Source organism: Psychromarinibacter sp. S121, assembly GCF_049801035.1.
Classification (GTDB): Bacteria; Pseudomonadota; Alphaproteobacteria; order Rhodobacterales; family Rhodobacteraceae; genus Psychromarinibacter.
The window spans coordinates 105,015-131,552 of sequence record NZ_JBNAGE010000006.1 but is presented as its reverse complement, the minus strand read 5'-3'; the positions used below and the strand labels follow the sequence as shown (position 1 = coordinate 131,552).

The window sequence follows — 26,538 nt, the reverse complement described above, 5'->3', positions numbered from 1 at the left end:
GCCGCAGCCTTCCCTCTCGCCGGTGTGCCCGGAGCGCTCACGCAGCGGCGCTGCCCGCCAGCCGCCCGGGCCGCCGACTGGTCGTCACCCAGAACAGGCCACCGACGATGGCGAGGTTCACCAGCCCGAACAGCACAGCCACGCCGAACGTCGTCTCGTAGGCTCCGGTTGCGTCGTAGAACACACCGCCCACCAGTCCGCCGATCCCGTGGCCGAACCACGCGAAGGCCAGGATGATGCCGGTGCAGCTTGCCCGGCAATGGGCCGGAGTCTGGCTGCGGATCGTGGTCAGGACGCCGGTCATCACGCCCGCGTAGCCGAAGCCGTAGATCGGGGCGAAGGTCAGCATCTGCTCCAACGTCACCAGTTGCGTGAAGACGAAGACCAGCGCCGTCTGCCATGCCGAGGCCAGCAGGTAGGCGGGCAGCGCGCCGATCATGTCGGCCAACTGGCCAAAGGCGACGCGGCCCAGGATGGCGGCGATCATCATGACGAACAGGATGCTGCCCGCCCCGGTGGCGCCGATGCCGCATCCCTGCGCCAGCGGGATCAGGTGCATCAGCGGCACCGACATCAGGCTGCAGCAGCACAGAACCGCAGCGCCCAGCACGATGACGGTGGTCGCTGGGCGCAGCGGCGGCGTGACCTCGACCGCCACTGTGCCAGCGGAGGGCGCGACCGGCGGACGGCGCACCAGCAGCGCCAGCGGCACAAGCGTCGCCAGAGTTCCGATCCCCAGCGCCGACATCGCGCCGCGCCAGCCCATTGCCTCGATCAGCATGGCCGAGATCACGGGCATGCCGCCCTGCCCCAGCGCCTGCCCGGCCGCGACCAGCCCGATGGCCAGACCGGCGCGCGTGCGGAACCAGCCGCCGACCAGCGCCATCAGCGGGGCGAACAACGCGCCGCCGCCCAAGGCGCCCGCGACGAAGAACAGCGCATACAGCTGCCACAGTGCGTTGGCCCGCGACGCCAGCAGGATCGCCCCGCCGGTGACGATGGCCCCGGTCAGGGCCACCTTGCGGATATCCAGCCGGTCGGCAGCGAAGCCCATGACGATGCCGCCCAGCCCCAGCCCGATCAGGCCCGCAGTGTTGATCAGGGCGATCTCGCCCCGAGCCCAGCCGAACTGTGCTTCGAGCGGCAGGAAGAAGGCCGACAGGCCATTGACGAGCTGTCCCATGGAAATCGCCAGCATGGTCGATGCGATGATGACGATGATCCAGCGGTACATCGGTTCTTTTGCAGGTCTGTCGGTCATTGTCTCGGGTCCTCGTTCGCAGCCGGTCAGGGCGCGTCTTTGCGGGGAGCGGCAGCCTTGCCGCGCGGATGCAGCCACGCCGGAAGGAAGCCGTAGGCGTTGCCGATGCCTTCGGCGTCGACCGGTCGACCCAGATCGGCCATCAGGCGAGACAGGCTGCCATCGTTGAACGCATCAAAGGTCTCGGTCGCGCCGCCGATGTGCTTACCGCCGATGAATATCTGCGGGATCGTCACCGCACCGGTCCGCTGCGCCAGATCGCGGCGGATATCACCGCCCCAGCCGTTCTCGCGATACGCGGGCCCGTCGAGTTCGACGGTGCGATAGGCGATACCCGCCGCCGCGAAGAGCTTGCGCACCGACCAGCAGAACTCGCACCATTCCAGCGCGAACAGCACGACGGGTTCGTCGGCGTTGCCGATGATTTCCTCGACATGCGCTGTGGCGGCTTCGGACGGCGCTTCGGGGGTCTGACCGACCGGGGCCGGAGCCGTGGCGTCGAAGCGATAGCGCGGCGTCGACGCGGCGATTTCCTTCTCGTCTTCGGTCATCGTCTCTTCGATCTCGGCGAATAGCGGCGTCGACAGGTAGCGCTCGCCGGTGTCCGGCAGCATCGCGAGGATGCGCGACCCCTTCGGCGCGGTGCGCGCGATCTCCAGAGCGGCGGCAAAGGTCGCCCCGGCGGAGGTGCCGCACAGGATGCCTTCCTTCCGCGCCAGATCCTTTGCGCATTGCATCGCGTCGGCGCCGGGTACCGGCTGAAGGATGTCGATCCAGCCCGCCTTGATGACGTCGCCCGCCAGCTTCGGGATGAAGTCCGGCGTCCAGCCCTGCATCAGATGCGGGCGGAAGGCCGGGTGACTGGCGGCGGGGCTGCCGTCGGACAGGTATTCCTGCCCGATGCCGGACCCGATCAGCGGCGAGTTGTCGGGTTCGCAGGCGACGATCTTCGTCTGCGGGCTGCGCTCTTTCAGGACGCGGGCGACACCTTTCATGGTGCCGCCGGTGCCGAAACCGGAGACCCAGAAATCCAAAGGCGCGTCCGCGAAATCGGCCAGAATCTCCTCGGCCGTGGTGGCAGAGTGAATGTCGGGACCGGCTTCGTTCTCGAACTGGCGGGCCAGAAACCAGCCATGCTTTCCGGCAAGCTCTTGCGCCTTGGCCAGCATGCCGGACCCCTTTTCCGAGGCCGGGGTCAGGATGACCTTGGCGCCCAGCATCCGCATCAGCTTGCGGCGTTCGACCGAGAAGCTTTCGGCCATGGTGACGACCAGCGGATAGCCCTTGGCCGCGCAGATCATGGCCAGCCCGATGCCGGTGTTGCCAGAGGTCGCCTCGATCACGGTCTGGCCGGGCTTCAGCGAGCCGTCGCGCTCGGCAGCCTCGATGATGCCCATGGCCAGCCGGTCCTTGACGGACCCGCCCGGATTGGCGCTTTCGAGTTTCACGTAAAGCTCCACGCCCTCGGGCGCGATGTTGTTGATGCGGACGACCGGCGTGTTGCCGATTGCGCCGAGGATGGAAGAATGGCGGTTGGTCATGTCGAAGGCTCCTAGATCAAAGGCAGAATGCAGTGTGCGATAACGGTCGCCGCACCGATGGCAGAGGCGGCGGCAAGGGCGGCTCGCGGCCCCGGCCGGCGGTCGCCGCGCGTCAGGGTGCGCCAGGGGCCAAGAACGCCCGGGCCGCCGCGCGGCGTGATGTCCGAGATGTCGTCGGGCACGAACATCTCAGTGCCCCCAGGTCATCCCCAGCCGCGACGCGGGGCTGGAGGGCTGCGGTTTCTTGGTCGCTCGGGGATACCAGGGGTTCCACGGCCCGATGCAATCGGCCGGGTCCGGGCGGGTGTTTGTGTTCGCAGGGTTCATGTCGAAATTCCTTTCCGTGTTCAGGCGGTTTTCTTGAGAGAGCTGCGCGCGCCGCCCTTCATGGTGTCGGCGACGGCGGTATAGGCGGCGACCCAGGCCTCCTGGACGGAGGGCCGGAAGCGGTCGCCCAGTGTTTCGGAAAGCGCGTGGACCAGCGCACCGCCCACGACGTCGTAATCGGCGTCCACGACACCCCAGCCGGCATGACGGCGGCCGAGATCCTCGAGCGGGGCGATGACGGGACGCAGGTCGGCGGCGTGCTTGACGACCAGGCCAAGCGCGGCGGCAAGCTTGCGCTGCTGTTCCTTGAGGTCCGAGCCCGCGAAAAGGCGGCGATAGCCCGGCTCACGCCGGAACAGCTCGGCATAGAAGCGCCCGGTCAGCGCCTCGGGGTCCCGCGCGGCAACCGACCAGGTTTCGCGAAGGAGGCGTACGTGTTCTGCTGTGAGGCTCATGGTGACATCCTTTTCTTGATGCCACCAACCTGAAGGGTCCCTGTTTCAGACGAACGTCCGCAAGGGGCCCTTCATGTTTCTTATGTTTCAGCCGGGGTCATAGATGTAGCCCACGCCGCGCACGGTGCGGATCACTTCGGGGAACTGGGGGTTCACCTCGATCTTCTTGCGGATGCGGCTGATGCGGATGTCGATAGAGCGATCGAACGGGTCCCACGACCGGTCGTGCGCGCCTTCAAGGATCTGGTCGCGGTTCAGCACCCGGCCCCGGTTGCGCGCGAACAGTTTCAGCAGGTTGAACTCCATCGAGGTCAGCGGGATCTCGGTGCCGTCCTCGTCGGTCAGCTTCGCGGCGTCTATGTCGAGCCATGTCCGGCCAAAGCGGTGGCGGCTGCGCTCTTGCGGCGGCGCCTCGGGCGCGGCGCTGCCGCGACGGCGCAACACGGCCTTGATCCGCGAATGCAGCTCGCGCAGGTCCACCGGCTTGCCAAGATAGTCGTCGGCGCCCATTTCAAGGCCCACGACACGGTCCACCACCTCTCCGGCGGCGGTCAGCATGATCACGAAGGGGCCTTCATCGGCCTGCATCGAACGCAGCACCGACAGCCCGTCCTCGCCCGGCATGTTGATGTCCAGCACCACGAGGTCGGGCGGATCTTCCGCCATCACCGCGCGCAACTGTTCGGCATTTCCGGCGGCGCTGACGCGAAGGCCGCGGCCGCCCAGGTATTCCACCAGCATCTCGCGGACATCGGTTTCGTCGTCGCAAACGATCACGTGGTCGCTCATTTGCGGCCTCCCTTCAGTCCCGAAAGCATCGAATGCGCCAGCTTGCGCAGTTCCGCCGGGGCGATCGGCTTTTCAAGATAGGGGCGCCCCGCGCCGTTCAGGAACCCGCTGGCCTGCGGACTCATGGTGTCGCCGGTGACGAAACCGATGCGCTGCGCCATGTGGGGCCTGGTCCGCAACACTGTCTCGTACAATCCGCGCCCGCCCATGCCCGGCATGTTCAGGTCGGTCAGCACCAGCGTGTAGACCTGCCCCGACAGCTTCTCGAGCCCCGCTTCCGCCGTGCCCGCGATGTCGACCGCGAAGCCTTCCTTCTCCAGAACTTCGCGGATCAGGTCGCAGACGTCCTGCTCGTCGTCGATCACGAGGATACGGGCGTTGGCGGCGGAGGTCTCGGCGTCTTCGACCTCGGCCACCTGCCCGTCTCCGCCGACCGTCACCGGCAGGTGGATCACGAACCGCGCGCCGCCCCCCGGTTCCGGTTCAAACCGGATCTGACCGTCATGTGCCGCGATGACACGGTGCGCCAGCGCAAGGCCCAGCCCGGTGCCGGTGCCGACCGGCTTGGTGGTGAAAAGCGGGTCGAAGATGCGGCGGCGAATGGAGTCAGGGATGCCGGGGCCGTTGTCGGAAATGACCAGTTCCACCGCGTCGCCCCGCGCATCATGCCGCAGCGCGACGCGGATCAGGTCGCCGGTCCCGCTGTCGCGGATCGCCTGTTCGGCGTTGGTGATAAGGTTGATGACCACCTGCGCCAGTTGATGCGCATCGCCCCGGACCTGCGGCAGGTCCGGGCCAAGATCGGTCTGCACCTCGGTCGAAAGCCCGTCGGTCCCGTTCAGCAGCGCGTCGATCGCCATCTCGACGGTCTCGCCAACGTCGATCGGCACCAGCCGAACCGGCTGCTGCCGCGCCATGGCGAGAAAGGACTTAACGATCCGCGCACAGCGCTCGGCGGCGTCCGAAATCTTCTCGACCCGGCGCAGCGTCTCGGGATCGGTATTCTCTTCCCGCAGCATCAGCGCCTGCCCGACGACGACGGACAAAGGGTTGTTCAACTCGTGCGCGACGCCCGCAAGCAACTCGCCAAGGGCCGACATCTTCTCGGCCTGAAAAATCTGCTCGCGCTGTTCGGCAAGCTTGCGGCGCATTTCGACCTCGCGCGAGATGTCGACGGTCGAGGACACCATGACTTCTTCGCCGCGATAGTCGATCAGCCGCGCAGAGACGAGGCTGGGAAACCGGGCGCCATCAGGACGCAGCGAGGTGACGTTCATGTCATCCAGCCGTCCGTCCGGCAGCAGCGCGGTGATGAAATCCGCCCGCTCCTCGCGCGAGGCGAAATGCTCGGTGGTCTGCTTGGTGGTTCCCAGAAGCTCGGTCGCGGCGGGCGAGCGGTACAGGATCTGCCCGTCACCCACCCGCGACATGACGACGTTGGCTGGACAGGCTTCCAGCACCTTTTCCAGCAGTTCATCCGCCTCGCGCGCGCTTTCGGCCAGCTTGCGGCGGGCGGTGATGTCGCGGATCGACAGCAGGAAGCCGCCGGTCGAGGTCTGCTGCATCTTCGCCTGAAACGCCGCGCCGTTCGGCATGTCCATCTCGAAGGGCGGAACGTCCACCTCTCCCGCGTCGAGCTGTTCCTCCATCGCAGCAAAGCGCTGCGCCGCCGACGACAGCAGCACGCCCCGCGCCACGAACTCGCGCAGAAGCATGTCCCAGCTCAGCCCCGGCTCGAGGATATCGGCCAGCGCGTTGTTGATCATGCCCCGGAAACTCGCGTTGCACCGCAGAAGCGTCGCGTCCTCGTCGAAGATCGCAAGCCCCTGCCCCTGCGCGTCCATCACGTCGCTGAGAAGAACGGAATAGTCCAGGTCGCTTCCGTCGTCGCCCTGCGACATCGGAGAGGGACGCAGCGCCATGTCAGCGCACTTCCTGCGGCGCGGGCATGTCGGCCTCGAGGGCGTAGACCTCTTCGACCGCGTTGCCGGACATTTCCACCTCTCCGACCGGTTCCAGCCGGAAGCCCTCGGGAAGGGTGTTGGCGGTGCGGCTGTCGATCACGATCCGCATCGGACGCGCCCAATGGCGCAGCGTGCTGGCGTGGGTCACGGCGGGGCCGAAGACATCGTAGATGTACTTCTGAACGCCAACAACCGACCCGACCACCGGGCCGGACGAGATCCCGACACGGCAGGTCCACTTGATCGGGTGCGTCTCGTTGCGCTGGTTCAGGTAGCGCAGGAACCGCACCGAGGCGTTCGCGGCGGCGGCGCCGTGATCCTCGGCCGGGTCCGGCATCCCCGCCATCGCAATATAGAAGTCGCCCACGGCGCGGATGCGGACGCAGCCGAACTGCTCTCCGATCCGGTCGAAGGCTGTGTAGATGTCGTTCAGCTCGGATACGATGACCCCCGGATCGTGTTCGATGACCATGTCGGAAAAGCCCACGAAATCCAGGTAGATCGCCGATACCGGGTCATACAGCCGGGGCGTGACCACTCCGAAGGTCGTGTATTCCTCGTAGACCGAGCGCGGCATCATGTTCAGCAGCAGCTTCTCGACCTGCTCCTTCTCGCGCTTGATCTCGCGCGTGTTGCGCTCGACCATCATGGAATAAGAGTCGATCATCGACTCCAGTTCCTTGATCCTGCTGATGTTCTGACAGACGAGAACCGCGATGGGGTCCTCGCCGTCCAGCGCCTTGTTGAAAGCCAGCGCGACCGTCATCGTACGGCGGCGCACGCGAAAGGTCGTTTCGGTCGCATAGCGGCCGTCCTCGTTCAGCGCCGCCTTCAGCGGTTCGGGGTCGAGGCTCGCGAACAGCTCGGACAGGTGCTGACCGATCTCGATGTCGCCGAACCACTCCCGGAACGTGTCGTTGTGGAACTTGATCCGGAACGTCTCGAGATCCAAAAGCGCGACGCCCACGCCGATGGCGCGAAGAAGCTGTTCGTTGATCGCCTCGATGGACATCAGTCGACCACCAGCCCGCGGCGGGACTCGAACGCGCCGACGATCGTCTGGATATCGTCTTCCGCCACGCCGTGATCGCTTAGCGTCTGGCGCAGGATCTGCTCCAGCTTGTCGAAATGCGCGTCGCCAATCGGCAAGCGGGCGTGCATTTTCTCGATCTGGTCGTCGGTATAGCTTGCCGGACCGCCCATCAGCGACGAAACGAACTTGGTCTGGTGATCCACGATGCGGCTCATCTCGACGTCGTCGAAGAAAGGCCCCACGTCGTCGTCATCCAGCAGCCGGTCGTACAGATCGAGGACGATCTTGCTGACGACCGAGAAGCCTCCGTACTTTTCGAACAGTGTCTTTTCCATACCAGTTCCCCATCCTTCTTGGCGTTCGCCGGACCCGTTTTGCTTAGAAGACAGTGAATCATGGGCCGATGGTTTACGTAGGATCAAGCAATTTGCGTTCTCCCCAGCCGACACCGCCGGCGTTTCAGTCGTGTGTCGGGCAACACCCGGTTCTGTTTCAATTGTAACAGCGGGGCGGTTTGGGTCGAAAAACTGAAGCAAACCCGTGGCTTCAAAGACATCGGACCGAAACGCGGATCGGCGAAAACTGCTTCATCGAAACTGAAAACGATGGAGAGACGTCATGAAAGCCAAGATCAACGACTTCCGCCGCACGATGGCCGAACGCCGCGAAGCCCGGCAGATTTACCGGGCCACCCGCCATCTGGACGCGCATATAATGCGCGACATCGGTCTGAACCGCGACGACTACCACGACCGGGTTCACCGGATCTGACGGTGCCGGGCCTTCCGGCGCGTCCCCGCAAACAGCCTCCTCCCTGACTGCGCCTTCCGGTTCCTCCCCGGAAGGCGTTTTTCGTTTTGGTAGGCGGTGCGGCCAGAGCCCCCGGCCCAGACCCGCCGAACGGAAAAACGCCCCCGCAGGGTCCTGCGACGGCGTGTCTCTGTGCTCCCCAGCGCGTCGCGTCAGGCCGCCACCGGCATCTCTGAGGTCATGCCCGCGATCCACTTCTGGTTCGCCTTCATGTCCTCGTTCAGCTGCCGGTGCAGGTCCATCAGCTCGGGCAGCGTCCATTGCAACGACGCGACCCGGTCGGTCAGGTCGAAGAACCGCCCCGAAAGCTTCATCCGAAGCGCGGGGAACTCGGCGACAGCGCCGCCGACGATGGCATTCGCAAGGATCTCTGCGTCGCGCAGGGCGTCCGTGATGCCATGCGCGGTCGCCGGGTCGCGGAAATAGCCCGCGTCACCGACCAGCGCCCAGCCCGGCCCGGCGGATTGCCGGAAATAGCCGGGCTCTCCGCGAAACACGACCGGCGACGTGACCCGCCGCGCGCCTGCGATCTCGTCTGCGAGGACCGGCACGTTTCCGGCAATAAGGCCCTCCGGCGTGACGGACCCGAAGGCCTTCATCCTATCGGGCGTCACGCCAACGAAGACGCAGGAAAGCCCATCGTTCGTCGGGATGATGCCGCCGATCGCGCCGGGCGCGTGGTGCCAGCGGAAACCCCGGTCGGGCAGCCCGTCGAAATAAGCATAGGTGCAGGCGGTGGTGAACCGTGCCGTGCGGACCGCCCGCGCCTTCACCTGTCGCGCAACCGCCGAGCGGCGGCCGTCCGCGCCGATGACGATCCCAGAGAAGACATCTTCCGTTTGCCCGTTCGCACGGCGCAACCGGACGCCGGTCACCCTGCCCGTCTCGTCGTGCAGCAGCCCGGCGCAGCCGGTGCCAAAGCGGAACTCTGCACCCGCCGCCGCCGCCTCGCGCACCAACGCAAGGTCGAGACAACTGCGGCGTGGCGCGTACAGCGCGTCGACTCCGCCCGAGGCGCGGATGTCGATGTCGATCTCTTCCGAGCCGTACAGGAACGTGGTGCGCCGGACGGCGGGCGTGCCCTCGGCGCGGATCGCGTCGAGAACGCCCCACTTGTGCAACTGGAACACCGCGCCCCGCATCAGCGCATGGGTCGACATGGTGTCGGTTCCCGGCTGGCCGTGATCGGCCACGAGAACCCGCGCCCCGCTTCGGGCCAGAAGCATGGCGGTCGAGGCTCCGGCGCAGCGGGCGCCGATGATGATTGCGTCGTACTGGGTGCGCTGGGTCATGGCTGGAACTCCTGTCAGGCTGCGCGAAGGTGGCGGTGGGTGAGATGGGTGGAAACGGCGGGTGCGAGGTCCTCGGCATCGCGGCCAACGCCGTCGATGAAGGCGGAACTGCGCCGTCGCATGTAGGGGAGCCCAAGGACAAAGAGACCGGGCACGGCGGTATGGCCGCCGAAGGTCGCGATCTCGCCGTGCCGGTCGAGGACCGGGACCTTCAGCCACGGATAGCAGCGGCGGAACCCGGTGGCCCAGATCACCGTCGAGATGCCGTTGGCGGCAAGGTCGATCCGGTCCGGACCGGCGGGCAGATCGGCAGGCACCGTCCAGGCGTCAGGCTCGGCTGGCGCGTCGATCCCCATGGCGTCCGCGAATGCGTCGATCCGCGTCAGCAGGGTTTGGCGACGGCGCTCGGCGGCCGCGCGCTCGCGGCTGAGGTCTGCGGAGAACTGCACGGCTCCCCGGTCGGCTTGCAATGCACGCCCGACGATCCGGACCCCGGACGCGGCCAGTTGGTCGAGGTCGATGTTTCCCCCGGCCTGATCGCCGATCAATTGCAGCGACGGCTGAACCCGCAGGCGTGCCGGGTCCGCGCCTGCGGGTTGACCCTCGTCCAGAAAGCCGCAGGCGTCGAGCCATTCGAACAGGTCGCGCCCACGATAACGGCGCGGCGTGCGGACGTGGCGACCGGCGGCCAGCGTCACCTCGCGGCCAGAGACGCGGATCTCGGCGGCCAGTTGTACGCCGGTCGCAGAGGCGCCGACGATCAGCACGTTGCCCTCTGGCAGGCTGGACACGCCACGATAGCCAGAGGGTGCGAGTTGGTGGACAGTGTCCGGCAGGCGTCCGGCCCACGACGGGACCGAGGGTTTGTCGCAGGCCCCGGTCGCGACGATGACGCTGCGGGCGATCCAGTCGCCGGTCGAGGTCTCGACCCGGAACCGTCCGCCCGTCTGACGGACCGCCAGCACGTCGCACCCGGTTTCGACCGGCGCGCCAATGCGGTCCGAATAGCCGGACAGCACATCCGGGAAGGCGCGTGCCTCGAGGAAATCGCGAGGCGCGTCCAGGCTGGGCGCCGGTCCCGGCAAGCGCATCATCCAGTTCGGCGTCAGCAGGCGCAGACCCGGCCAGCGTTCCGACAGCCAGCGTTCGCCGATCCGCCCACGCTCCAGCACGACGTGATCGACGGCCCTGCGGCTCAGACAGTGGCTCATCGCCAGGCCGGCCTGGCCGGCTCCGATGATCAGGGCGTCGATTGTGCGGGGCATCTGAATGTCTCCGGGTTGCTTCGACCACCATCGTCGCGCCCGTGCGTTTCAGTCGGATGGCCCGGAGTTCCGTCAAAGGTTTCATATGTTTCCGCGCCAAGGCTCACCTACGAAGAAAGGCCCGCATCGGATGCGGGCCTTTCAGGGGCGTGCGAGGTTGGGAAGCGGCTCAGGCCGCAATCGGGAAGTCCCGTTCGATGTCGAACTCTTCCTCGTCGACCGGGAACCAGCTTTCGGAATTCCACCAGGACAGGAAGCTCTTGTAGTCGGCCATGAAGGGCAGATCGTTGAAGCCTTCGCCGTACGGGGTTTTCTTTTTGGTTTGCATGTCTTTCTCCAGTTCATGTGTGTTTGGTGTGGGGGTGCGCGACGGCACCCCCGGTTGCGGGTTCAGTTCGCGATGGCGGCCACAGAGACCGGGACGCCGTTGGTGATGACGTCGAAGACCGCCGAGCGGGCCACCGACTGCTGCACGATCTTCTCGAGATCTTCCGCCGGGGCGTCGCCCTTGATGCGGAAGGTGGCGCGGATGCCCGAGAAGCCGTTGCGCACCGACTTGTCGAGGCCCAGCAGACCCACGAGGTCGATGTCGCCTTCGACGGTGGTTTCCACCGACTGAAGCTTCACCTGACGGATCGACGCGATGTTGCCGATCCCGGCGGTGATGCAGGCGGACAGCGCGGCCAGCAGCATTTCCGGCGGCGTCATCCCGTTGCCCGTGGCACCAAGGACCTGCGGGTGATCGGACTCGACCGAGAAGGTGTCCTTGTGCTGCTGCTCGGCCATGACGCCGAAGAAGTTGCTGACGGAGGTGCGCGAGTGGTTGCCCGACAGCCATTCGCCATTCGCACGGAAGGTGAACTTGGCGATTTCGGGCTGTTCCTTCACGACGCCGAGGGTGGCGACGAAGGTCGGAACGTCGACGCCGTTCATGGCGACCTTGGCGGGCTTTTCGAGGGTAGTGGTCATTCAAATTCTCCTATCGGGGTATGTGGTCAACGGCTGCTCAGTGCCGATGAAGCTGTTCTAGGGGCCTCGTGTTTCAGTCCGCGGTCGCCGAATGTTTCACTGGTAACAGCCGCCTGTTTTCGGGATCGGAGGCGCATGGCGCGTGCCGGGAACGGTCGGGGTCAGGCCGCCTGTGCGGCCACGCCCCGGAGGATCAGTTCGCGGCGATAGGCGCTTGCGGCGATGCCGAACGACAGCAGCGCGGCGGCCAGACAGGGCCACGCCCCGATCAATGTGTCGTGGGCCATCCCGAAGGGCGCGGCGGTCAGCTGCACCCGGCGCATCCGCAGCGTGTCGGCCTGCAGGCGCGCGACCATCACCAGACAACAGGCGGTGACGGCGAACAGCGTGGGCAGGCCCGACCATGTCAGGGCGCCGATCGCCAGCACCGCCGGCAGGAACACGTACCCCATGCGGCTCAGCCACGGACGGTCTCCGGCCAGCAAAGCTACGGTGGTCTGCATCGCTCCCGTCAGGCAGACGGCGGCGCCGGTCTGCTGGCCCATCAGGGCATAGCTCGTGCCGAAGCAGCAGGCGGCGGCCAGCTGGGTGATCAGGATGGACCCGCGCTTGCGAAAGAGCGGCCAGACCAGCTGGCCGGCAAGCCCGGCAATCCCGAACACGGGGGCCATCTGCGAAGCGGTCATATGTGCTGTCAGGTCGATCATTTTCGGTACTCCGGTTGCAGACCATTTGGTCTAATCCGGTCATACCGTTTGGTCTGTTTCAGACGTAGAGCAGCTGGAGTTTCGTTTGTTTCGGACCGTGAATACGTCGAAACATGATTGAAACACGCGGTTTTCCGGTGGAAATCAAAGGACGGCCACGCTATACCGATCAGACTGTTTGGACTGGAAAGCAGCGATGAGCGCCAAGGGCGAACAATCGAGAGAGAGGATCCTGACGGCGACCAAGGGCCTTGTCATGCGCAAGGGCTTCGCCGGAACCTCGGTCGACGACATACTCAAGGCGACCGGCCTGTCGAAGGGATCGTTCTTCCATCACTTCAAGTCGAAGGGCGATCTTGCGAACCAGTTGATACGCTGGCACTCCGCGCAAGACCTGAAGATGTTCCGGACCTTCATGGCGCAGGCCGAGGCCGCCCACGATGATCCGATGGACCAGCTTCTGCAGTTTCTGACTTCGTTCGAGACATATCTCAGCGACCCGGACAGCCCGCCGCGCGGCTGCCTGTACGCGCTTTACACCTACGAAGACGACCACTTCGAGAACGACGTGAAGGGTCATGTCGCCGAGGTGCTTCAGACATGGACCGCGATGTATATCCGCAAGTTCCAAGAGGTGATCGACCGCCGCCAGCCGGTCCGTCCGGTGACGGCCAAGCAATTGTCGGAGATGTTCGTCTCGGTGATCGAGGGCGGGCTGATCCTGCAGCGGGCCTATGGATCGCCCGGTCTGACCGCCCGACAGTCGGAACAGTTCAGAGAGTACCTGAACCTTCTGTTCCCGGACGCGCGCGCCGTCGCCTGATCCGCACCGGCGGAGCCGGTTATCGTCAGACCCGGTGCCCGCCGCCCTCGACGATTTCCATCGCCCGCACCGCGAAGCGTTTCGCCAGCGGCCCAAGCCGCCCGGCATCGGCCCCGGCGGCGCTGCCTGCGCGGGCGCGGTCGGCGATGCCGACGAAGATCACCGCGAAGCGAAACAGCGCGAAGACCTTGTGGAACGGCAGCAGCGGCGCGACATCGGGCGCACCCGCGTGATAGCGCGCGACGAATTCGGCCTCTGACGGGATACCTTCCGTCGCCAGGTCCAGCCCAAGGATGCCGCCATATTCATCCGGTGCGGAATGCCACGGCATCGCGCAAAACCCCACGTCGGCCAGCGGATGGCCCAGCGTCGAGAGTTCCCAGTCGAGGATCGCGACAACGCGCGGCTCGGTTGGGTGGAACAGCATGTTTCCCATTCGGAAGTCCCCATGTGCCAGCCGGACCATGCCATCATCCTCCGGCATGTTGGCGGGCAGCCAATCGGCCAACCGGTCGATCTCGGGGATCGGGTCGCTGTCGGACTCGCGCCACTGGCGGGTCCAGCGGGCAAGCTGGCGTCCGAAATAGTTGCCGGGCTTGCCGTAATCCTCCAGCCCAACGTCGGCGGGCCGGACCGAGTGCATCCGCGCCAGCGCATCGGCGAGGCCCATCCAGATGCCGCGCCGTTCGGCGGCGGGAAGGTCCGGCAGCGCACAGTCCGAGAACACCCGTCCCTCCACCCGCTCCATCAGGTAGAACGGCGTGCCCAGCACCTCTGCGTCCTCCTCGATCAGGATCGGGCGCGCGACCGGCACGCCGGCGGGGTGCAAGGCACCCAGTACGCGGTATTCGCGCTCGATCGCGTGGGCGCCGGGCAGGATCGGACCCACGGGCTTCTTGCGCAGGACCATCCGCGCGTCGGCATGTGTCACGAAATAGGTCGGGTTGGACTGGCCGCCCGAAATCCGCTCTACTTCCAGCCGCCCTGCCCCGAACCGTCCGTCAAGATAGCGGTGAAGCGCGGCGGGGTCGAAATCCAGATCGCCGGACGCGGTCACGGCGCGCCCCCATCCGCCACGTCCCAAGACCAGAAGTCGCGGCCTTCGGCGGTCAGGGTGCGTTCCAGCACCATCTTGTGAACCTCATCCGCGCCGTCGACCAGCCGGGCCTGCCGCGCGTAGCGGTAGATCCATTCCAGCGGCGTGTCGCCGGAATAGCCGCGTGCCCCGTTGATCTGTATCGCGGTGTCGGCGGCGCGGTGCAGCAGGTTGGCGACGTGGATCTTGGCCATCGACACCTCTTTGCGGGCGAACGAGCCCTGATCCAGCGCCCATGCGGCCTTCATCACCAGAAGCCGACCCAGTTCAATCTGCATGGCGAGGTCGCCGAACATCATGCGGATGCTCTCGCGTTCGATCAGCTTCTGGCCGAACCCTTCGCGCCGCTGGGCGTACTCGGTGGCGATCTCGACGCATTTCTTGGACAGGCCCAGCCAGCGCATGCAGTGGGTCAGCCGCGCCACGCCCAGCCGCATCTGGGTCACCTTCAGCCCGTCCCCCTCGTTCAGCAGCACATTCCCGGCGGACACTTCCAGCCCGTCGAATTCAAGCTCGCAATGGCCGCCGTGCTCTTCCGGTCCCATGATCGGGATCCGGCGCTTGATGGTCCAGCCGGGTTGGTCCGCGTCGAACAGGAAGGCGGTCAGCCCCTTGCGGGCGTCGTCCGAGGTTTTGGCCACAAGGATGAAATGCTGCGCCTCTGCCGCGCCGGTGATGAACCACTTCTGCCCGTCGATGACATAGCGGTCCCCGTCCCGCCGCGCGGTGGTGCCGATCATCGACGGGTCAGAGCCGCCACCGGGATGCGGTTCGGTCATCGCGAAAGCCGACCGTACCTTGCCCTCGACGATGGGCGCCAGCCAGCGCGCCTTTTGCTCGGGCGTGCCCGCCGATTCCAGCACCATCATGTTGCCGTCGTCGGGCGCTGCCGCGTTGAACACCACCGGCCCGAAGATCGAGCGCTGCATCTCCTCGTAGCAGACCGCCATGCCGACGCGGCCAAGGTCCTGCCCGCCGCTCTCTTTCTTCAGTTGTAGGCACCACAATCCTTCGGCCCGTGTCTTCTCGCGCAGGCGCTCCAGCGGCCCGGCGGCGATGTTCTCGTGAGCGTCATAGTTGGCGCGGTCGGCCTCGACCGGCAGGATCTCGTCCTCGACGAAACGGGCGATGCGCGCGCGGAAATCCTCGACGCGCGGTGAAATCGTGAAATCCAAGAACAGGCTCCTCCCTCTGCCGGCCCCGGCGGTGCTGGGCCGCCGTGTTGGTGGAAGCCTAGCAGAAAGAAACCCGCCGGGTCTTGCCCCTGTTGCCTGCCGCAAGGGCAAGCGTCAGAGGTCGGCCGAAGTCGCCAAAGTCAAAGCCCGTTCCGCGTCAGCCTCGTTTCGCGGGCATCCGGCCAAGACGACGGGCATTCGCGCGGGTGCGGCGGCGATAGGGTTTCACGGCGGCTTCCACGGTGTCGAAGGGCGGGCGGAAGGCGGTCACGGCCCCGGCGCGCAGCAGGTCGTGCCACGCCTCGACCTTTTCCAGCACCATGCGGTTGCCCTCGGTGGGCGACACCGGCCAAAGACCGGCCATCCCCATCATGCGCATGGCGATAACGCTTTGCGCCTCGGCCGTCATCGCGAGAACGCTGATCCAAAGGCCAAGGACCCGGCCGGGATGTGGGAACATCAGGCGGCGGCCCCGCAAATGCGGAACGTGGTTTCTTTACGGCTCGACATGGCGTCGCCCTTTCGTAGACGCCTCCCCGAGCCGGAATATAGCCCGTCGGATCGCGGCGCCGAGTCCCTGCCTGCGCATGGCTGCCACCCGCAGGCGGATTACAGCTTGCCCATGACCTTCTGATTGAAGCCGTAAACCTCGCGCTTGCCGCCGAAGGGCACAAGCTGCACCTCGCGGGTCTGGCCGGGCTCGAAGCGCACGGCGGTTCCGGCGGCGATGTCCAGCCGCAGGCCCTTTGCCGCGTCGCGGTCGAAATCCAGCGCGCTGTTGGTTTCGGCAAAGTGATAGTGGCTGCCCACCTGCACCGGACGGTCGCCGGTGTTGGACACGGACAGCGTGATCGCCTCGGCCCCCTCGTTGAGGGTGATCTCGCCGTCGGCGGTCATGATTTCACCTGGAATCATGCGGGGTCTCCTGTGAGGAATATCGTCATTTCAGCAGCCATCATCCCTTGGACCCCGGCCACTTGTCGCCCATCAGCTTGGGCAGAACCAGACCGACGCAGGCGCCCAGCATCAGCGGGATCGCATCGCCATCCGAAAACAGCTCGGCAAGGATCGCGGCAGCCAGAAGGCTGGCCAGCACCGTGGCGAGACGCAGCTCGCCACCGGAAAAGCGGATCTCGGCCATGAACAGGTTCTCAAGCCCGCGTTTCACGTAGGGCTCGGCCTTGTCGACCAGAACCAGCGCCAGAACGCCAAGGATGAAGGTCAGGATCATCGCCGCCTCCGTCAGCGGATGGGATGGTGCACCGTAACCAGCTTGGTGCCGTCCGGGAAGGTCGCCTCGACCTGCACGTCATGGATCATCTCGGCGATCCCTTCCATGCACTGGTCGGCGGTGACCACATGGGCGCCCGCCTGCATCAGGTCGGCGACCGTGCGGCCGTCGCGCGCGCCCTCGACCACGAAATCGGTGATCAGGGCGATCGCCTCGGGGTGGTTCAGCTTCACCCCCCGTTCCAGCCGGCCCCGTGCCACCATCGCTGCCAGCGATACCAGCAGCTTGTCCTTTTCCCGCGGCGTCAGGTTCATGTGTCCTCCGTCAGATCTGCCAGACGCGGGGCAAGGGCCCCGGTCTCAGGGTCATTAGCACCTGCGCCACCAACCGGCGCAGGGGAAATCCATCTTGGGCCAGCGCGCGCACGACGCACTTGCCGTCCCAGCCGCTTGCCGCCGCCTCGACGCCGTCGGCGTCCAGCACCGCGCGCACCCGGCTCAGCGCATCCTCGGCGCCCTTCGCGACAAGCGCAACCGTCGCCAGCGCCCGCGCGCCGCCCAGCACCGCGTGCCCCGGCCCGGCCGCCAGCGCGGCATCGGTCAGGCGCAGCGGTTCCAGCAGCACGGGCGCGCCGTCGCGGGTCACTTCGCGGCGGTCGGTCACGTCCAGCGTGGTCAGCGTCTCGCCCATCGCAGCGCGGCCCAGCACCAGCGTCTCGACCGTCAGGCAGGTGGCGTCGCCCTCAAGCGCGATACGGGTCCGCCGATGCAGCGCCGAGCGTTGGAACAGGATCGTTTCCTGCGGCAGCCAGTCGACCGAGGCGCCGGCGCCCGCGCGGATATCGACATCCAGCGATGCGTGCCCGGCAGAGGCGGCATAGGCGCGCTCGGCGGTCTGGGTCGTTGCCGTCACCCGGCAGCCCGCCCCCACGTCGAGCGAGAACCGCATATCGTCGCCGCCCGTCAGACCGCCTGCAGTGTTCAGAAACACCACCTCGGGCGTTTCGGAATGCACCCGTGGCAGCATCGCCTTGGCCGAGCCCGACTGGTGCAGGTCCTTCAGCCGCACCCTGCCCCGGTCCATGGCAAAGGACACCGCCGCCCGGCCTCGGGCGCGCTGCATCTGCGGAGCGGAAAGGGTTTCGTCGTACATCTGGCGTTCTGTCTTTGGCGTCCAAGGCTTAGGCGGCGGCTCGACCGCCCGCAATCGCCCCGCTCGATGCCCCGGCCCGATGCCCGGCGCGCCCGGCGGAGCGGGCTGATTTCCCACGCAGATTGCCCAAACCCGGGGCGGTTTGTGAAGCCCTGCCGTGAAGACCGGTTTCGGATGGCGCCGCCTGCGGCTTTGCGCTATGGCCTCGGCCATGACCGAAAGCCTCACGATCCGCCGCCCCGACGACTGGCACCTGCACCTGCGCGACGGCGCGATGCTGGAGGGCGTGCTGCCCGAAACCGCCCGTCATTTCGCCCGCGCCATCATCATGCCGAACCTCGTGCCCCCGGTGGTGCGGGGCGACGACGCCATGGCCTATCGCGACCGGATCATTGCCGCCCTGCCCGACGGCATGGCGTTCGAGCCGCTGATGACCCTGTACCTGACCGAGGCGACCGATCCCGCCGACGTGGCCGCCGCCGCGGCCAGCGGGCTGGTCAAGGCGGTCAAGCTGTACCCGGCCGGGGCGACCACCAATTCCGCCAGCGGCGTCAAGGACTTCGACAAGGTGCGCGGCGTGCTTGAGAAGATGGCCGAGATCGGCCTGCCGCTTTGTACCCACGGCGAGGTGACCACGCCCGAGGTCGACATTTTCGACCGCGAGGCGGTGTTCATCGACCGCGTGCTGGACCCGATCCGCAAGTCCACCCCCGGCCTGCGCGTGGTGATGGAGCACATCACCACGAAGAACGGCGTCGACTACGTCAAATCGCAGGACGACATGGGCGCGACGATCACGACGCACCACCTTGTCATCAACCGCAACCACATCCTCGTGGGCGGGATCAAGCCGCACTACTACTGCCTTCCGGTGGCCAAGCGCGAAGAGCATCGCGTGGCGCTGGTCGAGGCGGCCACCAGTGGCGCGGGCCCGTTCTTCCTTGGCACCGACAGCGCACCGCATATCGACGCGCTGAAGGAACACGCCTGCGGCTGCGCCGGCTGCTTCACCGCGACCAACACCCTGTCGGTGCTGGCCGAGGTGTTCGAGAAAGCGGGCGCGCTGGACCGGCTGGAGGCCTTCACCTCGCTGAACGGCCCCGCGTTCTACCGCCTGCCGGTGAACGACGAGACGGTGACGCTGACCAAGGGCAGCGCCGTGGACTATCCCGCGAAGATCGAGACCGGCGCGGGCCCGGTGACCGTGTTCGACCCCGGTTTCCCGCTTCATTGGTCCGTCGCGTAACAACAGCCCCCACACGACCCCCACACGAAAGGCAGCCCCTGATGATCCCCACCTCGTTCCCCTCCAAGGAAGAAATCGCCCGCCTGTCGGCGCAGATGCTGCTGGAGATCGGCGCGGTGGATTTCAATGCGCGCGAGCCTTTCACCTATGCCTCGGGCCTTAAGGGTCCGACCTATGTCGACTGCCGCCGCATCATCTCGTTCCCGCGCGTGCGGGCGACGCTGATGGATTTCCTTGCGGTCACGGTGATGCGCGAGGCCGGGTTCGAGGCGTTCGACAACGTCGCGGGCGGCGAGACGGCGGGTATCCCCTTTGGCGCGATGGTGGCGGAACGGCTTGGCCTGCCGATGACCTACGTGCGCAAGAAGCCCAAGGGCTATGGCCGCAATGCGCGGATCGAGGGCGTGATGACCGAGGGCCAGCGCGTCCTGCTGGTCGAGGACCTGACGACCGACGGCGGCTCGAAGCTGTCCTTCGTCGACGCGATCCGCGACACCGGCGCGACCTGCGGGCACACGGCGGTGATCTTCTACTACGGCATCTTCCCGGAAACCGTGAAAACGCTGGGCGATCACGGCGTTGCGCTGCACTCGCTTTGCACCTGGTGGGACGTTCTGGCCCACGCTCGCGAGATCGAGGCATTCGACACGGAGACGCTGGCCGAGGTCGAGGAATTCCTCACACAGCCGCGCGCCTGGCAGGCTGCGCACAAATAATCACACACCGGCAAGACCCCGCCGGTTCGCGTGTGGACCTTTTGTGAAAAGATCCTCCACAGAATCGGGTCGATGGTCTATATGTGGTCTCAACGCGGGCGGGTCTTGCCAGATCTGGAAACACGCGACCTCAGAGGCAGCATAGCGGCGGGTTACCAACCGGGTTATCCCCGCATTTTTCCAGATAGGACGAACCGTCCGGCTAGGCTATGAGGGCCGAACCGACGGGACAGAGGTGAGGAATGAACGAGATAACTGCCATCCGGCAGACGGGTAACGAGTCCGACAACGGCACCGAGCAGGCCGAGGACACTCTCCCGCACAACATCGAGGCCGAGCAGCAGCTTCTGGGCGCGATCCTGACGAACAACGAGTCGTTCGACAAGGTCAGCGCCATCGTGAAGCCGCAGCATTTCTACGACCCCGTGCACCAACGCATTTTCGAGGTGGCCGCCGCGCGGATCGCCAAGAACGCGCTGGCCTCGCCGGTGACGCTGAAGGCGTTCCTTGAAGACGACGAGGGTCTGAAGGAACTGGGTGGCGGTGCCTATCTGGTGCGTCTTGCCGGTGCGGCGATCTCGACCTTCGCGGTGCGCGACTATGCGCAGATGATCTATGATCTCGCCATCCGGCGCGAACTGATCCGGCTGGGTCAGGACATCGCGGCGAAGGCGAAAAAGGTCGACGTGGCGTCCGAGCCCCGCGAACAGATCGTCGAGGCGGAACAGCAGCTGTACACGCTGGGCGAACAGGGACAGGCCGAGCGCGGCTTCCAGTCGTTCCTACGCGCCGTCACGGACGCGGTAAACGTGGCGAACGCCGCCTACCAGCGCGAGGGCGGCCTTGCCGGTGTCTCGACCGGCCTGATCGACATGGACAAGAAGCTGGGCGGCCTGCACAAGTCGGACCTTCTGATCCTCGCCGGTCGTCCGTCGATGGGGAAAACCTCGCTGGCCACCAACATCGCCTTCAACGTGGCCAAGGCCTACAAGAAGGGCCTGCTGCCCGACGGCACCGAGGGTACGGTGGACGGCGGTGTCGTGGGTTTCTTCTCGCTCGAAATGTCGGCGGAACAGCTGGCCGCGCGTATTCTTGCGGAGGCCTCGGAAATCTCGTCGCACCAGATCCGTCAGGGCGACATGACCGAAAGCGAGTTCCGCCGTTTCGTGGAAGCCGCGAAATCGCTGGAAGCCTGTCCGCTGTACATTGACGACACCCCCGCCATCCCGATCAGCCAGCTGGCGGCGCGCTGCCGCCGTCTGAAGCGGACGCACGGGCTGGACGTTATCATCGTCGACTACCTGCAGCTGGTGCGCGGCCAGTCCGACAACCGGGTGCAGGAGATCGCGGAAATCTCCATGGGCCTCAAGGCCGTGGCGAAGGAACTTAACGTCCCGGTGATCGCCCTGTCGCAGCTTTCGCGTCAGGTCGAAAGCCGCGAGGACAAGCGGCCGCAGCTGTCGGACCTTCGGGAATCGGGCTCGATCGAGCAGGACGCCGACGTCGTGATGTTCGTGTTCCGCGAGGAATATTACGTCGAACGCGAAAAGCCGTCGGACGACAAGCTGGAAGAAATGGCGGCGTGGCAGGAACGGATGAGCCGCCTGCACGCCAAGGCCGAAGTCATCATCGGCAAACAGCGTCACGGTCCCATCGGCACCGTGGAGCTGAGCTTCGAGGCCCAGTTCACCCGCTTCGGCAACCTCGTGAAGCCGTGGCAGGACGGCGGCGGCCACGGTGGCGACGACTACTGATACAAAAGGCAGACCAACGAGCAGACGACAACGGGGAGCCCCAGCGGCTCCCCGTTTTTCTGTTCGGCTGTGGATCGTGACGCGGCGGGGCCGATCTTGCGCCGGCCCCTGCGGGCGTCAGTGAGCCGCGGCCGGCTCCGTCACCGCGTCCTGCGCGGCGTCTTCCGCATCCGCCTCGGCCCGTTCGCGGGCGTTCCAGCGGATCGAGGACCACAGCGCGAACCCGATCATCGCGGCACCGCCAAGGCCGGTGATGACCTCGGGAATATGCACCTGCGACTGCGCGAACATGATGATCGACAGCGTGAAGATCGCGTAGAACGCACCGTGCTCAAGGAAACGGTACTCGGCCAGGGTCCCGTTCTCGACCAGCATGATCGTCATGGACCGCACGTACATCGCCCCGATGCCAAGGCCGATGGCGATGACGAACAGGTTCTGGCTAAGCGCGAAGGCCCCGATCACCCCGTCGAAGCTGAAGGACGCGTCCAGCACCTCGAGGTAAAGGAAAGCGCCAAGACCGCCACGCACGGCCGTCTTCTGCGCCTCTTGCGTGCTGTCCAGAAGGCCGCCCACGACCTCGACCAGCAGGAAGGTCAGCAGGCCCCAGATGGCGGCGCTGAAGAACACCGTGCGCTCGGCGCCTTCCAGCAGGCTGGAGAAGCCCATCACGAACAGCAGGGCGATCGCCACCTCGACGCCGCGGATGGTGGCGTATTTGGTCATCCGCGATTCCAGCCAGCGCACCCAATGCACGTCTTTCTCGTGATCGAAGAAGAACGACAGGCCCACCATCATCAGAAAGGTTCCGCCGAAGGCCGCGATGGGCAGGTGCGCCTCGTGCATGATGCGGGCGTATTCCTCGGGCTGCCCGGCGGCCAGCACGATGGCTTCCCAAGGGCCGATCTTCGCGGCGATCACAACGATCAGCAGCGGGAACACGATCCGCATGCCGAACACGGCGATCAGGATGCCCCAGGTCAGGAACCTGCGTTGCCATTCCGGGCGCATGGTCTTCAGCTTGTTGGCGTTCACGATGGCGTTGTCGAAGGACAGCGAGATTTCCAGCACCGCCAGCACGGCGCAGATGAAGAGGATCGAGCCGGTGCCCGCAAGCGTCCCCGTGGTCTGCCAGCCGAGGAAAGCGCCAAGCGCAAGGCCGGCGGCGGTCACCACGAAGGCCCACTTGAGGTACGAAAGCATGGATCGCTGACCCACGGCACCTGCCGCGGTCTGGCCCTGGGGGCGAGTTCCTTGTGTCATGTTGAAGTGTATCCAGGCGGCTGGAACAAAACTGGTGCCGACATCACGGAAGCGCCGCCACTTCCGCCAGAGGGGCCCGGTCACCGGTTATACGCGCCAACGGCCGCCATGCGGCACGCGCTGCGTGCCCGCGAACCTAGGTTACCTTAAGGGACTTAGCAACTGGCATTTCGCGGTTTGGGGCAGTCATCCGGGGGCCGTTGACATTCGCGCCGCGATGGCAGAGCGTGCGGCTACATCACCAGGGGCGCCCCGAGCGGGGCTGAGATGCGCGACGATGCGCGAACCCTTCACAGCTGATCTGGGTCATGCCAGCGGAGCGAGGTTCTTATGTTCATAGGCGCGCAAGTGTCGCTGTATCCGATGACGTCCGATTTCGTGGATGTCATCCTCACCGGCCTGAAGGGGCTGGATCCCTACCGAGATGATCTGCGGATCGAGACGGACGATATGTCGACCCTGATGGTCGGCGCGCCGGGCCCGTTGCTTGACGCGATCCGCGATCTGTTCGCCGCCGCCGCGCGCAGGCCCGAACACGTGACGATGCACGTCACCCTGTCGCGCGGCTGTCCGGGCGAGCCGGACGATCCCACCTGCCGGTGCGAGACCTTGACGCGCGCACAAAACCAGTCGCTCGACCAGCGGCAGGCCGAGGCGCGCGCCGCCGTGGCCGAGGCCCCGGTGACCGGCGTGGGCATCGACGTGCAGTTCTCGCTGTACGTGCTGGGTCAGGACCGGCACATGGACGAGATCTATGGCTGCATCGACTTCCTCAAGGCGTCGGGCACCTTTCTGAAGTCCAAGAACTTCTGCACCCGCCTGCGCGGCGACGCGGGCGCCGTGTTCGAGACGGTGCGGCAAGCCTTCCTGCGCTTCGGTCCGGCAGAGGGTCACGTGACCATCGACCTGACCGCCTCGGCCAACTCTCCCAGCCTCCGCTGATCCCCGACCCCGTCGCGACGGGCGCCGCAGGGCGTCCGCGCGCCCGGAGCCTCTGACGGAGCCGCCATGCCCCGCATCCTGCCCGCCCTTCTGTTCGCCGCCCTGCTGCTGACCGCGTGGGAGATCTATTGCGCCACCGCCGATGTGTCGCCGCTGGTGCTGCCACCGCCCAGCGGGGTGCTGCGGGCGCTGGTCGTTCAGCGCCACCAGATCCTGCACCACGCGGGCAGCACGATCCTTGTGGCGGCGCTGGGGTTTTCGCTGTCGGTGTTCTTCGCCTGCACCGCCTCGGTCGCACTGCATTTCGCGCCATGGCTCAGGCGCGGAGCGATGCCCCTGCTGGTGGCCAGCCAGACGGTGCCGCTGGTCGCGCTCGCGCCGCTGATGATCCTGTGGTTCGGCTTCGGCCTGCTGCCGAAAGTGCTTCTGGTCATCCTCGTGACCTTCTTTCCCATCCTCGTCAGCCTGCTGTCGGGCTATGCCCGCGCGCCGGGCGCATTCGTCGACCTGCTGTCATCGATGGGTGCGGGCCGGTGGCAGGTGTACCGCCGGGTGACGATGCCATCGGCCCGGCCCGCCTTCTTCGCCGGGCTGAGGATTTCTGCCACCTACGCCATCGTGGCGACGATCTTCGCCGAATACGCGGGCGCGCGGGCCGGGATCGGGATCTTCATCCTGACGGCCAAGAACAACTTCCGCGCCGACCTCGTGCTGGCCGGGGTCGTTGTCTCTGCTGTGTTGACGCTGGCCCTGCTGGGCGCGCTTCAGATCATCGACCGCACCACGGCGCGCCGGTTCCGGGAGGCGTCCGATGCTGCGCGTTGAGGGGCTGACGATCCGCGCCGGTGCGCGAGTTCTGGTTGACGATCTGTCGCTGGAGATACCGGACGGCCGGATCACCTGCCTGATCGGCCCCTCCGGCTGCGGGAAGTCAACTGTTATCAAGTGGCTGTCCGGCATTCTTGACAGATCGCTCGAAGCATCGGGCCGCGCTTTTCTGGACCGGAGACCGGTGCCGCGCCCCGACCCCGCGCTGGCTTATCAGCCGCAGCAGGACGCGCTGTTTCCATGGCTGACCGTGGCCGAGAATGCCGGGCTGGGACTAGAGATGCGCGGGCAGTCCCGCCGGGACGCGCGCGCGCGGGTGCTGCCGCTGTTCGCGCCCTTTGGGCTTGACGGATGCGCCGACGCCTTCCCCGCCCAGCTGTCCGGCGGCATGCGCCAGCGTGCGGCCTTCCTGCGGACCATCGTGCAGGACACCCGTTTCGTGGCTCTGGACGAACCCTTCTCGGCGCTGGACGCCGTCACCCGCCTGCGGATGCAGGACTGGCTATGCGCCCGCCTGACCGAGACCCCGCGCGGCGTGCTGATGGTCACCCACGACCTGCACGAGGCGACGCAGATGGCCGACCGCATCCTCGTCATGTCCGCCCGGCCCGGCCGCATCGTCGCGGACATCCCCCTGACCACCCCCCGCGCCGCCCGGACCGAGGCGGCGCTGGCCGACACCCGATCGACCCTGAAATCCCTGTTGCTAAAGGAGACCTCATGATCCGCACCCTCCTCACCCTCGCCGCGCTGGCGGCCCCCGCCGCCGCGCTGGCGCAGGACGCCGTGACCATCGCGCTGGACTGGACACTGAACACCAACCACGTGGGCCTGATCGCCGCCCGCGACCGAGGCCTGTACGAAGACGCCGGGCTGGAAGTGGACATCCTGCCCTATTCCGACACCAGTTCGACCGCGCTGCTGGCCGCCGGGGCCGCCGATTTCGCCTACATGACCTCGCTCGGGTTCATGAGCGCGCGGGCCGGTGGCGCCGATCTGGTGGCGCTGTGGGTGACCATGCAGCACGAGACCGGGCGGCTGGTCTACAACGCCGACAATGCGGCGATCACCCGACCCGCCGACCTGTCGGGCAAGACCTATGCCGGGTTCGGTAGCGATTGGGAGCACGCGCTGATCTCGACCATGATCGAAACCGATGGCGGCGATCCGGTGTATGACACGGTGACGCTGGGCACCGGCGCTTACGAGGCCTTGGCCACCGGCGCGGTCGACTTCACGCTGGAGGTCGCGACGTGGGAAGGCGTGAACAGCGAACTGCTGGGGCGCAACCAGTCGTCCTTCGCCTATGCCGATTTTGGCATCCCGGATCAGCAGAACGGCTATATCGGCACCCGCAGCGCCTACCTTTCGGACCACGCCGACATCGTGGCGCGGTTCATGCAGGCGACTCAGCAGGGCTACGAATGGGCCGCCGCGAATCCCGACGCCGCCGCCGCGCTGATGATCGCCGCCGGGGACTTTCCGAACGCGGCGCTGGTCGAAGGCTCGATGCAGGCAATCACCGAGGGCGGGTTCCTGACCGATGGCGACACGCCCGTGGGCGCCATCGACCCGACACGGGTGGAAGGGATGGCGAAGTTCCTGTTCGACAGCGGTGTTCTGAAAGGCACGGACGGGCAGCCGCTGGACTGGCCCGGCAGCGTGGCGGACTGGTACGATCAAAGCTGGATGTCGCGGTGATCCTGAACGCCGTCCTGTTCGGCCACGGCAGCCACGAGGCCGCGTGGCGGCACCCGGCGGCGCGGGCGACCGCGACGCTGGACGACTGGATCGCCCATGGCGCCGCCGACGGGTTCAACGTGATGCCGCCGCTTCTGCCCGACGGTATCGCGGCGTTCGGCAGGCTTGTGGACCCGCACCTGCGGGTGCGCTGACCCG

31 protein-coding genes, 1 pseudogene and 1 riboswitch are annotated in these 26,538 nt (G+C 66.4%); of the genes and pseudogenes, 10 read left to right on the top strand and 22 right to left on the bottom strand.

Annotation, left to right across the window (positions count from 1 at the left end; all coding sequences use genetic code 11):
* Nucleotides 1-37 precede the first annotated feature (37 nt).
* The 9 genes and pseudogenes from ACP156_RS22545 to ACP156_RS22505 form a co-directional block, all read right to left on the bottom strand.
* A complete protein-coding gene (locus ACP156_RS22545; protein WP_425053609.1) occupies nt 38-1,261 on the bottom strand; it encodes an MFS transporter in 1,224 nt (407 codons plus the stop codon).
* Between the two features lie 26 nt (nt 1,262-1,287).
* A complete protein-coding gene (locus ACP156_RS22540; RefSeq protein WP_425053719.1) occupies nt 1,288-1,659 on the bottom strand; it encodes a glutaredoxin domain-containing protein in 372 nt (123 codons plus the stop codon).
* A 105-nt stretch (nt 1,660-1,764) separates the two neighbouring features.
* Nucleotides 1,765-2,802: pseudogene (gene cysK / locus ACP156_RS22535) on the bottom strand (cysteine synthase A); the annotation flags it as partial.
* 11 nt (nt 2,803-2,813) lie between these two features.
* Nucleotides 2,814-2,990 (bottom strand): hypothetical protein, encoded by a 177-nt coding sequence (locus ACP156_RS22530; RefSeq protein ID WP_425053608.1) that lies wholly within the window; start codon nt 2,988-2,990, stop codon nt 2,814-2,816.
* A gap of 159 nt (nt 2,991-3,149) precedes the next feature.
* The gene (locus ACP156_RS22525; RefSeq protein WP_425053607.1) at nt 3,150-3,584 is read right to left on the bottom strand and encodes a globin domain-containing protein; all 435 of its coding nucleotides are present in this window, start codon (nt 3,582-3,584) and stop codon (nt 3,150-3,152) included.
* 87 nt (nt 3,585-3,671) lie between these two features.
* The gene (locus ACP156_RS22520) at nt 3,672-4,373 is read right to left on the bottom strand and encodes a response regulator (protein WP_425053606.1); all 702 of its coding nucleotides are present in this window, start codon (nt 4,371-4,373) and stop codon (nt 3,672-3,674) included.
* Nucleotides 4,370-6,295, bottom strand: coding sequence for an ATP-binding protein (locus ACP156_RS22515; protein ID WP_425053605.1), 1,926 nt, complete (start codon nt 6,293-6,295; stop codon nt 4,370-4,372). Before ACP156_RS22515 ends, ACP156_RS22520 begins: the two co-directional genes overlap by 4 nt.
* Nucleotide 6,296: 1 nt before the next feature.
* Nucleotides 6,297-7,349 (bottom strand): adenylate/guanylate cyclase domain-containing protein, encoded by a 1,053-nt coding sequence (locus ACP156_RS22510; protein WP_425053604.1) that lies wholly within the window; start codon nt 7,347-7,349, stop codon nt 6,297-6,299.
* Nucleotides 7,349-7,705, bottom strand: a complete 357-nt coding sequence (locus tag ACP156_RS22505) for a group I truncated hemoglobin (RefSeq protein WP_425053603.1) — start codon at nt 7,703-7,705, stop codon at nt 7,349-7,351. The genes ACP156_RS22510 and ACP156_RS22505 overlap by 1 nt, the downstream gene beginning before the upstream one ends.
* A gap of 283 nt (nt 7,706-7,988) precedes the next feature.
* On the opposite strand from ACP156_RS22505, the gene ACP156_RS22500 reads away from it, so the two are divergent.
* A complete protein-coding gene (locus ACP156_RS22500) occupies nt 7,989-8,141 on the top strand; it encodes a DUF1127 domain-containing protein (protein WP_425053602.1) in 153 nt (50 codons plus the stop codon).
* Nucleotides 8,142-8,332: 191 nt separating this feature from the next.
* On the opposite strand, the gene ACP156_RS22495 is transcribed toward ACP156_RS22500, so the two are convergent.
* From ACP156_RS22495 to ACP156_RS22475, 5 genes are all read right to left on the bottom strand, one after another.
* Nucleotides 8,333-9,472, bottom strand: a complete 1,140-nt coding sequence (locus tag ACP156_RS22495; protein WP_425053601.1) for an NAD(P)/FAD-dependent oxidoreductase — start codon at nt 9,470-9,472, stop codon at nt 8,333-8,335.
* A 14-nt stretch (nt 9,473-9,486) separates the two neighbouring features.
* Nucleotides 9,487-10,737 carry a flavin-containing monooxygenase gene (locus tag ACP156_RS22490; protein WP_425053600.1) on the bottom strand — a complete coding sequence of 417 codons (1,251 nt, stop codon included), beginning with the start codon at nt 10,735-10,737 and terminating at the stop codon, nt 9,487-9,489.
* Nucleotides 10,738-10,906: 169 nt separating this feature from the next.
* Nucleotides 10,907-11,065: a hypothetical protein gene (locus ACP156_RS22485; RefSeq protein ID WP_425053599.1), complete on the bottom strand. Its 159-nt coding sequence runs from the start codon at nt 11,063-11,065 to the stop codon at nt 10,907-10,909.
* A 62-nt stretch (nt 11,066-11,127) separates the two neighbouring features.
* A complete protein-coding gene (locus ACP156_RS22480; RefSeq protein WP_425053598.1) occupies nt 11,128-11,706 on the bottom strand; it encodes an OsmC family protein in 579 nt (192 codons plus the stop codon).
* 161 nt (nt 11,707-11,867) lie between these two features.
* A complete protein-coding gene (locus ACP156_RS22475) occupies nt 11,868-12,413 on the bottom strand; it encodes a YgjV family protein (RefSeq protein WP_425053597.1) in 546 nt (181 codons plus the stop codon).
* 196 nt (nt 12,414-12,609) lie between these two features.
* On the opposite strand from ACP156_RS22475, the gene ACP156_RS22470 reads away from it, so the two are divergent.
* A complete protein-coding gene (locus ACP156_RS22470) occupies nt 12,610-13,236 on the top strand; it encodes a TetR/AcrR family transcriptional regulator (RefSeq protein WP_425053596.1) in 627 nt (208 codons plus the stop codon).
* A 25-nt stretch (nt 13,237-13,261) separates the two neighbouring features.
* On the opposite strand, the gene ACP156_RS22465 is transcribed toward ACP156_RS22470, so the two are convergent.
* From ACP156_RS22465 to ACP156_RS22435, 7 genes are all read right to left on the bottom strand, one after another.
* Nucleotides 13,262-14,293, bottom strand: a complete 1,032-nt coding sequence (locus ACP156_RS22465) for a phosphotransferase family protein (RefSeq protein ID WP_425053595.1) — start codon at nt 14,291-14,293, stop codon at nt 13,262-13,264.
* Nucleotides 14,290-15,507: an acyl-CoA dehydrogenase family protein gene (locus ACP156_RS22460; protein ID WP_425053594.1), complete on the bottom strand. Its 1,218-nt coding sequence runs from the start codon at nt 15,505-15,507 to the stop codon at nt 14,290-14,292. Before ACP156_RS22460 ends, ACP156_RS22465 begins: the two co-directional genes overlap by 4 nt.
* A 157-nt stretch (nt 15,508-15,664) precedes the next feature.
* Nucleotides 15,665-15,967: an antibiotic ABC transporter gene (locus ACP156_RS22455; RefSeq protein ID WP_425053593.1), complete on the bottom strand. Its 303-nt coding sequence runs from the start codon at nt 15,965-15,967 to the stop codon at nt 15,665-15,667.
* Nucleotides 15,968-16,116: 149 nt separating this feature from the next.
* A complete protein-coding gene (locus tag ACP156_RS22450; RefSeq protein WP_425053592.1) occupies nt 16,117-16,422 on the bottom strand; it encodes an urease subunit beta in 306 nt (101 codons plus the stop codon).
* Nucleotides 16,423-16,462: 40 nt separating this feature from the next.
* Nucleotides 16,463-16,738 carry a hypothetical protein gene (locus ACP156_RS22445; RefSeq protein ID WP_425053591.1) on the bottom strand — a complete coding sequence of 92 codons (276 nt, stop codon included), beginning with the start codon at nt 16,736-16,738 and terminating at the stop codon, nt 16,463-16,465.
* Between the two features lie 11 nt (nt 16,739-16,749).
* Nucleotides 16,750-17,052, bottom strand: coding sequence for an urease subunit gamma (locus tag ACP156_RS22440; RefSeq protein WP_425053590.1), 303 nt, complete (start codon nt 17,050-17,052; stop codon nt 16,750-16,752).
* Nucleotides 17,053-17,062: 10 nt separating this feature from the next.
* A complete protein-coding gene (locus ACP156_RS22435) occupies nt 17,063-17,890 on the bottom strand; it encodes an urease accessory protein UreD (RefSeq protein WP_425053589.1) in 828 nt (275 codons plus the stop codon).
* Between the two features lie 211 nt (nt 17,891-18,101).
* On the opposite strand from ACP156_RS22435, the gene pyrC reads away from it, so the two are divergent.
* The 3 genes from pyrC (at nt 18,102) to ACP156_RS22420 (ending at nt 21,606) form a co-directional block, all read left to right on the top strand.
* The gene (gene pyrC / locus ACP156_RS22430; RefSeq protein ID WP_425053718.1) at nt 18,102-19,136 is read left to right on the top strand and encodes a dihydroorotase; all 1,035 of its coding nucleotides are present in this window, start codon (nt 18,102-18,104) and stop codon (nt 19,134-19,136) included.
* Nucleotides 19,137-19,177: 41 nt separating this feature from the next.
* Entirely contained in the window at nt 19,178-19,852 is a 675-nt protein-coding gene (locus ACP156_RS22425) for an orotate phosphoribosyltransferase (RefSeq protein ID WP_425053588.1), read from the top strand.
* Nucleotides 19,853-20,094: 242 nt separating this feature from the next.
* Nucleotides 20,095-21,606 (top strand): replicative DNA helicase, encoded by a 1,512-nt coding sequence (locus tag ACP156_RS22420; RefSeq protein WP_425053587.1) that lies wholly within the window; start codon nt 20,095-20,097, stop codon nt 21,604-21,606.
* A gap of 117 nt (nt 21,607-21,723) precedes the next feature.
* On the opposite strand, the gene ACP156_RS22415 is transcribed toward ACP156_RS22420, so the two are convergent.
* Complete coding sequence (locus ACP156_RS22415) at nt 21,724-22,869, bottom strand: DUF475 domain-containing protein (protein ID WP_425053586.1); 1,146 nt, start codon at nt 22,867-22,869, stop codon at nt 21,724-21,726.
* 233 nt (nt 22,870-23,102) lie between these two features.
* Nucleotides 23,103-23,209: riboswitch (TPP riboswitch) on the top strand.
* On the opposite strand from ACP156_RS22415, the gene ACP156_RS22410 reads away from it, so the two are divergent.
* The 5 genes from ACP156_RS22410 to ACP156_RS22390 all read left to right on the top strand — a co-directional run bounded on the left by ACP156_RS22410 (nt 23,200) and on the right by ACP156_RS22390 (nt 26,534).
* A complete protein-coding gene (locus ACP156_RS22410) occupies nt 23,200-23,811 on the top strand; it encodes a YkoF family thiamine/hydroxymethylpyrimidine-binding protein (RefSeq protein ID WP_425053585.1) in 612 nt (203 codons plus the stop codon). It overlaps the preceding riboswitch by 10 nt.
* Before the next feature lie 66 nt (nt 23,812-23,877).
* The gene (locus tag ACP156_RS22405) at nt 23,878-24,636 is read left to right on the top strand and encodes an ABC transporter permease (protein ID WP_425053584.1); all 759 of its coding nucleotides are present in this window, start codon (nt 23,878-23,880) and stop codon (nt 24,634-24,636) included.
* A complete protein-coding gene (locus ACP156_RS22400) occupies nt 24,623-25,363 on the top strand; it encodes an ABC transporter ATP-binding protein (protein WP_425053583.1) in 741 nt (246 codons plus the stop codon). The genes ACP156_RS22405 and ACP156_RS22400 overlap by 14 nt, the downstream gene beginning before the upstream one ends.
* A complete protein-coding gene (locus tag ACP156_RS22395; RefSeq protein WP_425053582.1) occupies nt 25,360-26,340 on the top strand; it encodes an ABC transporter substrate-binding protein in 981 nt (326 codons plus the stop codon). Before ACP156_RS22400 ends, ACP156_RS22395 begins: the two co-directional genes overlap by 4 nt.
* Nucleotides 26,337-26,534: a hypothetical protein gene (locus ACP156_RS22390; RefSeq protein ID WP_425053581.1), complete on the top strand. Its 198-nt coding sequence runs from the start codon at nt 26,337-26,339 to the stop codon at nt 26,532-26,534. Before ACP156_RS22395 ends, ACP156_RS22390 begins: the two co-directional genes overlap by 4 nt.
* The last annotated feature ends 4 nt before the right edge of the window (nt 26,535-26,538 follow it).

Bases quoted from the DNA above. Each gene is read 5' to 3' on its own strand.
- ACP156_RS22545 (WP_425053609.1), bottom strand. From the start codon at position 1,261: ATGACCGACAGACCTGCAAAAGAACCGATGTACCGCTGGATCATCGTC.
- ACP156_RS22530 (WP_425053608.1), bottom strand. From the start codon at position 2,990: ATGTTCGTGCCCGACGACATCTCGGACATCACGCCGCGCGGCGGCCCG.
- ACP156_RS22525 (WP_425053607.1), bottom strand. From the start codon at position 3,584: ATGAGCCTCACAGCAGAACACGTACGCCTCCTTCGCGAAACCTGGTCG.
- ACP156_RS22520 (WP_425053606.1), bottom strand. From the start codon at position 4,373: ATGAGCGACCACGTGATCGTTTGCGACGACGAAACCGATGTCCGCGAG.
- ACP156_RS22515 (WP_425053605.1), bottom strand. From the start codon at position 6,295: ATGGCGCTGCGTCCCTCTCCGATGTCGCAGGGCGACGACGGAAGCGAC.
- ACP156_RS22510 (WP_425053604.1), bottom strand. From the start codon at position 7,349: ATGTCCATCGAGGCGATCAACGAACAGCTTCTTCGCGCCATCGGCGTG.
- ACP156_RS22505 (WP_425053603.1), bottom strand. From the start codon at position 7,705: ATGGAAAAGACACTGTTCGAAAAGTACGGAGGCTTCTCGGTCGTCAGC.
- ACP156_RS22500 (WP_425053602.1), top strand. From the start codon at position 7,989: ATGAAAGCCAAGATCAACGACTTCCGCCGCACGATGGCCGAACGCCGC.
- ACP156_RS22495 (WP_425053601.1), bottom strand. From the start codon at position 9,472: ATGACCCAGCGCACCCAGTACGACGCAATCATCATCGGCGCCCGCTGC.
- ACP156_RS22490 (WP_425053600.1), bottom strand. From the start codon at position 10,737: ATGCCCCGCACAATCGACGCCCTGATCATCGGAGCCGGCCAGGCCGGC.
- ACP156_RS22485 (WP_425053599.1), bottom strand. From the start codon at position 11,065: ATGCAAACCAAAAAGAAAACCCCGTACGGCGAAGGCTTCAACGATCTG.
- ACP156_RS22480 (WP_425053598.1), bottom strand. From the start codon at position 11,706: ATGACCACTACCCTCGAAAAGCCCGCCAAGGTCGCCATGAACGGCGTC.
- ACP156_RS22475 (WP_425053597.1), bottom strand. From the start codon at position 12,413: ATGATCGACCTGACAGCACATATGACCGCTTCGCAGATGGCCCCCGTG.
- ACP156_RS22470 (WP_425053596.1), top strand. From the start codon at position 12,610: ATGAGCGCCAAGGGCGAACAATCGAGAGAGAGGATCCTGACGGCGACC.
- ACP156_RS22455 (WP_425053593.1), bottom strand. From the start codon at position 15,967: ATGTTCCCACATCCCGGCCGGGTCCTTGGCCTTTGGATCAGCGTTCTC.
- ACP156_RS22450 (WP_425053592.1), bottom strand. From the start codon at position 16,422: ATGATTCCAGGTGAAATCATGACCGCCGACGGCGAGATCACCCTCAAC.
- ACP156_RS22445 (WP_425053591.1), bottom strand. From the start codon at position 16,738: ATGATCCTGACCTTCATCCTTGGCGTTCTGGCGCTGGTTCTGGTCGAC.
- ACP156_RS22440 (WP_425053590.1), bottom strand. From the start codon at position 17,052: ATGAACCTGACGCCGCGGGAAAAGGACAAGCTGCTGGTATCGCTGGCA.
- ACP156_RS22435 (WP_425053589.1), bottom strand. From the start codon at position 17,890: ATGTACGACGAAACCCTTTCCGCTCCGCAGATGCAGCGCGCCCGAGGC.
- pyrC (WP_425053718.1), top strand. From the start codon at position 18,102: ATGACCGAAAGCCTCACGATCCGCCGCCCCGACGACTGGCACCTGCAC.
- ACP156_RS22425 (WP_425053588.1), top strand. From the start codon at position 19,178: ATGATCCCCACCTCGTTCCCCTCCAAGGAAGAAATCGCCCGCCTGTCG.
- ACP156_RS22420 (WP_425053587.1), top strand. From the start codon at position 20,095: ATGAACGAGATAACTGCCATCCGGCAGACGGGTAACGAGTCCGACAAC.
- ACP156_RS22415 (WP_425053586.1), bottom strand. From the start codon at position 22,869: ATGACACAAGGAACTCGCCCCCAGGGCCAGACCGCGGCAGGTGCCGTG.
- ACP156_RS22410 (WP_425053585.1), top strand. From the start codon at position 23,200: ATGTTCATAGGCGCGCAAGTGTCGCTGTATCCGATGACGTCCGATTTC.
- ACP156_RS22405 (WP_425053584.1), top strand. From the start codon at position 23,878: ATGCCCCGCATCCTGCCCGCCCTTCTGTTCGCCGCCCTGCTGCTGACC.
- ACP156_RS22400 (WP_425053583.1), top strand. From the start codon at position 24,623: ATGCTGCGCGTTGAGGGGCTGACGATCCGCGCCGGTGCGCGAGTTCTG.
- ACP156_RS22395 (WP_425053582.1), top strand. From the start codon at position 25,360: ATGATCCGCACCCTCCTCACCCTCGCCGCGCTGGCGGCCCCCGCCGCC.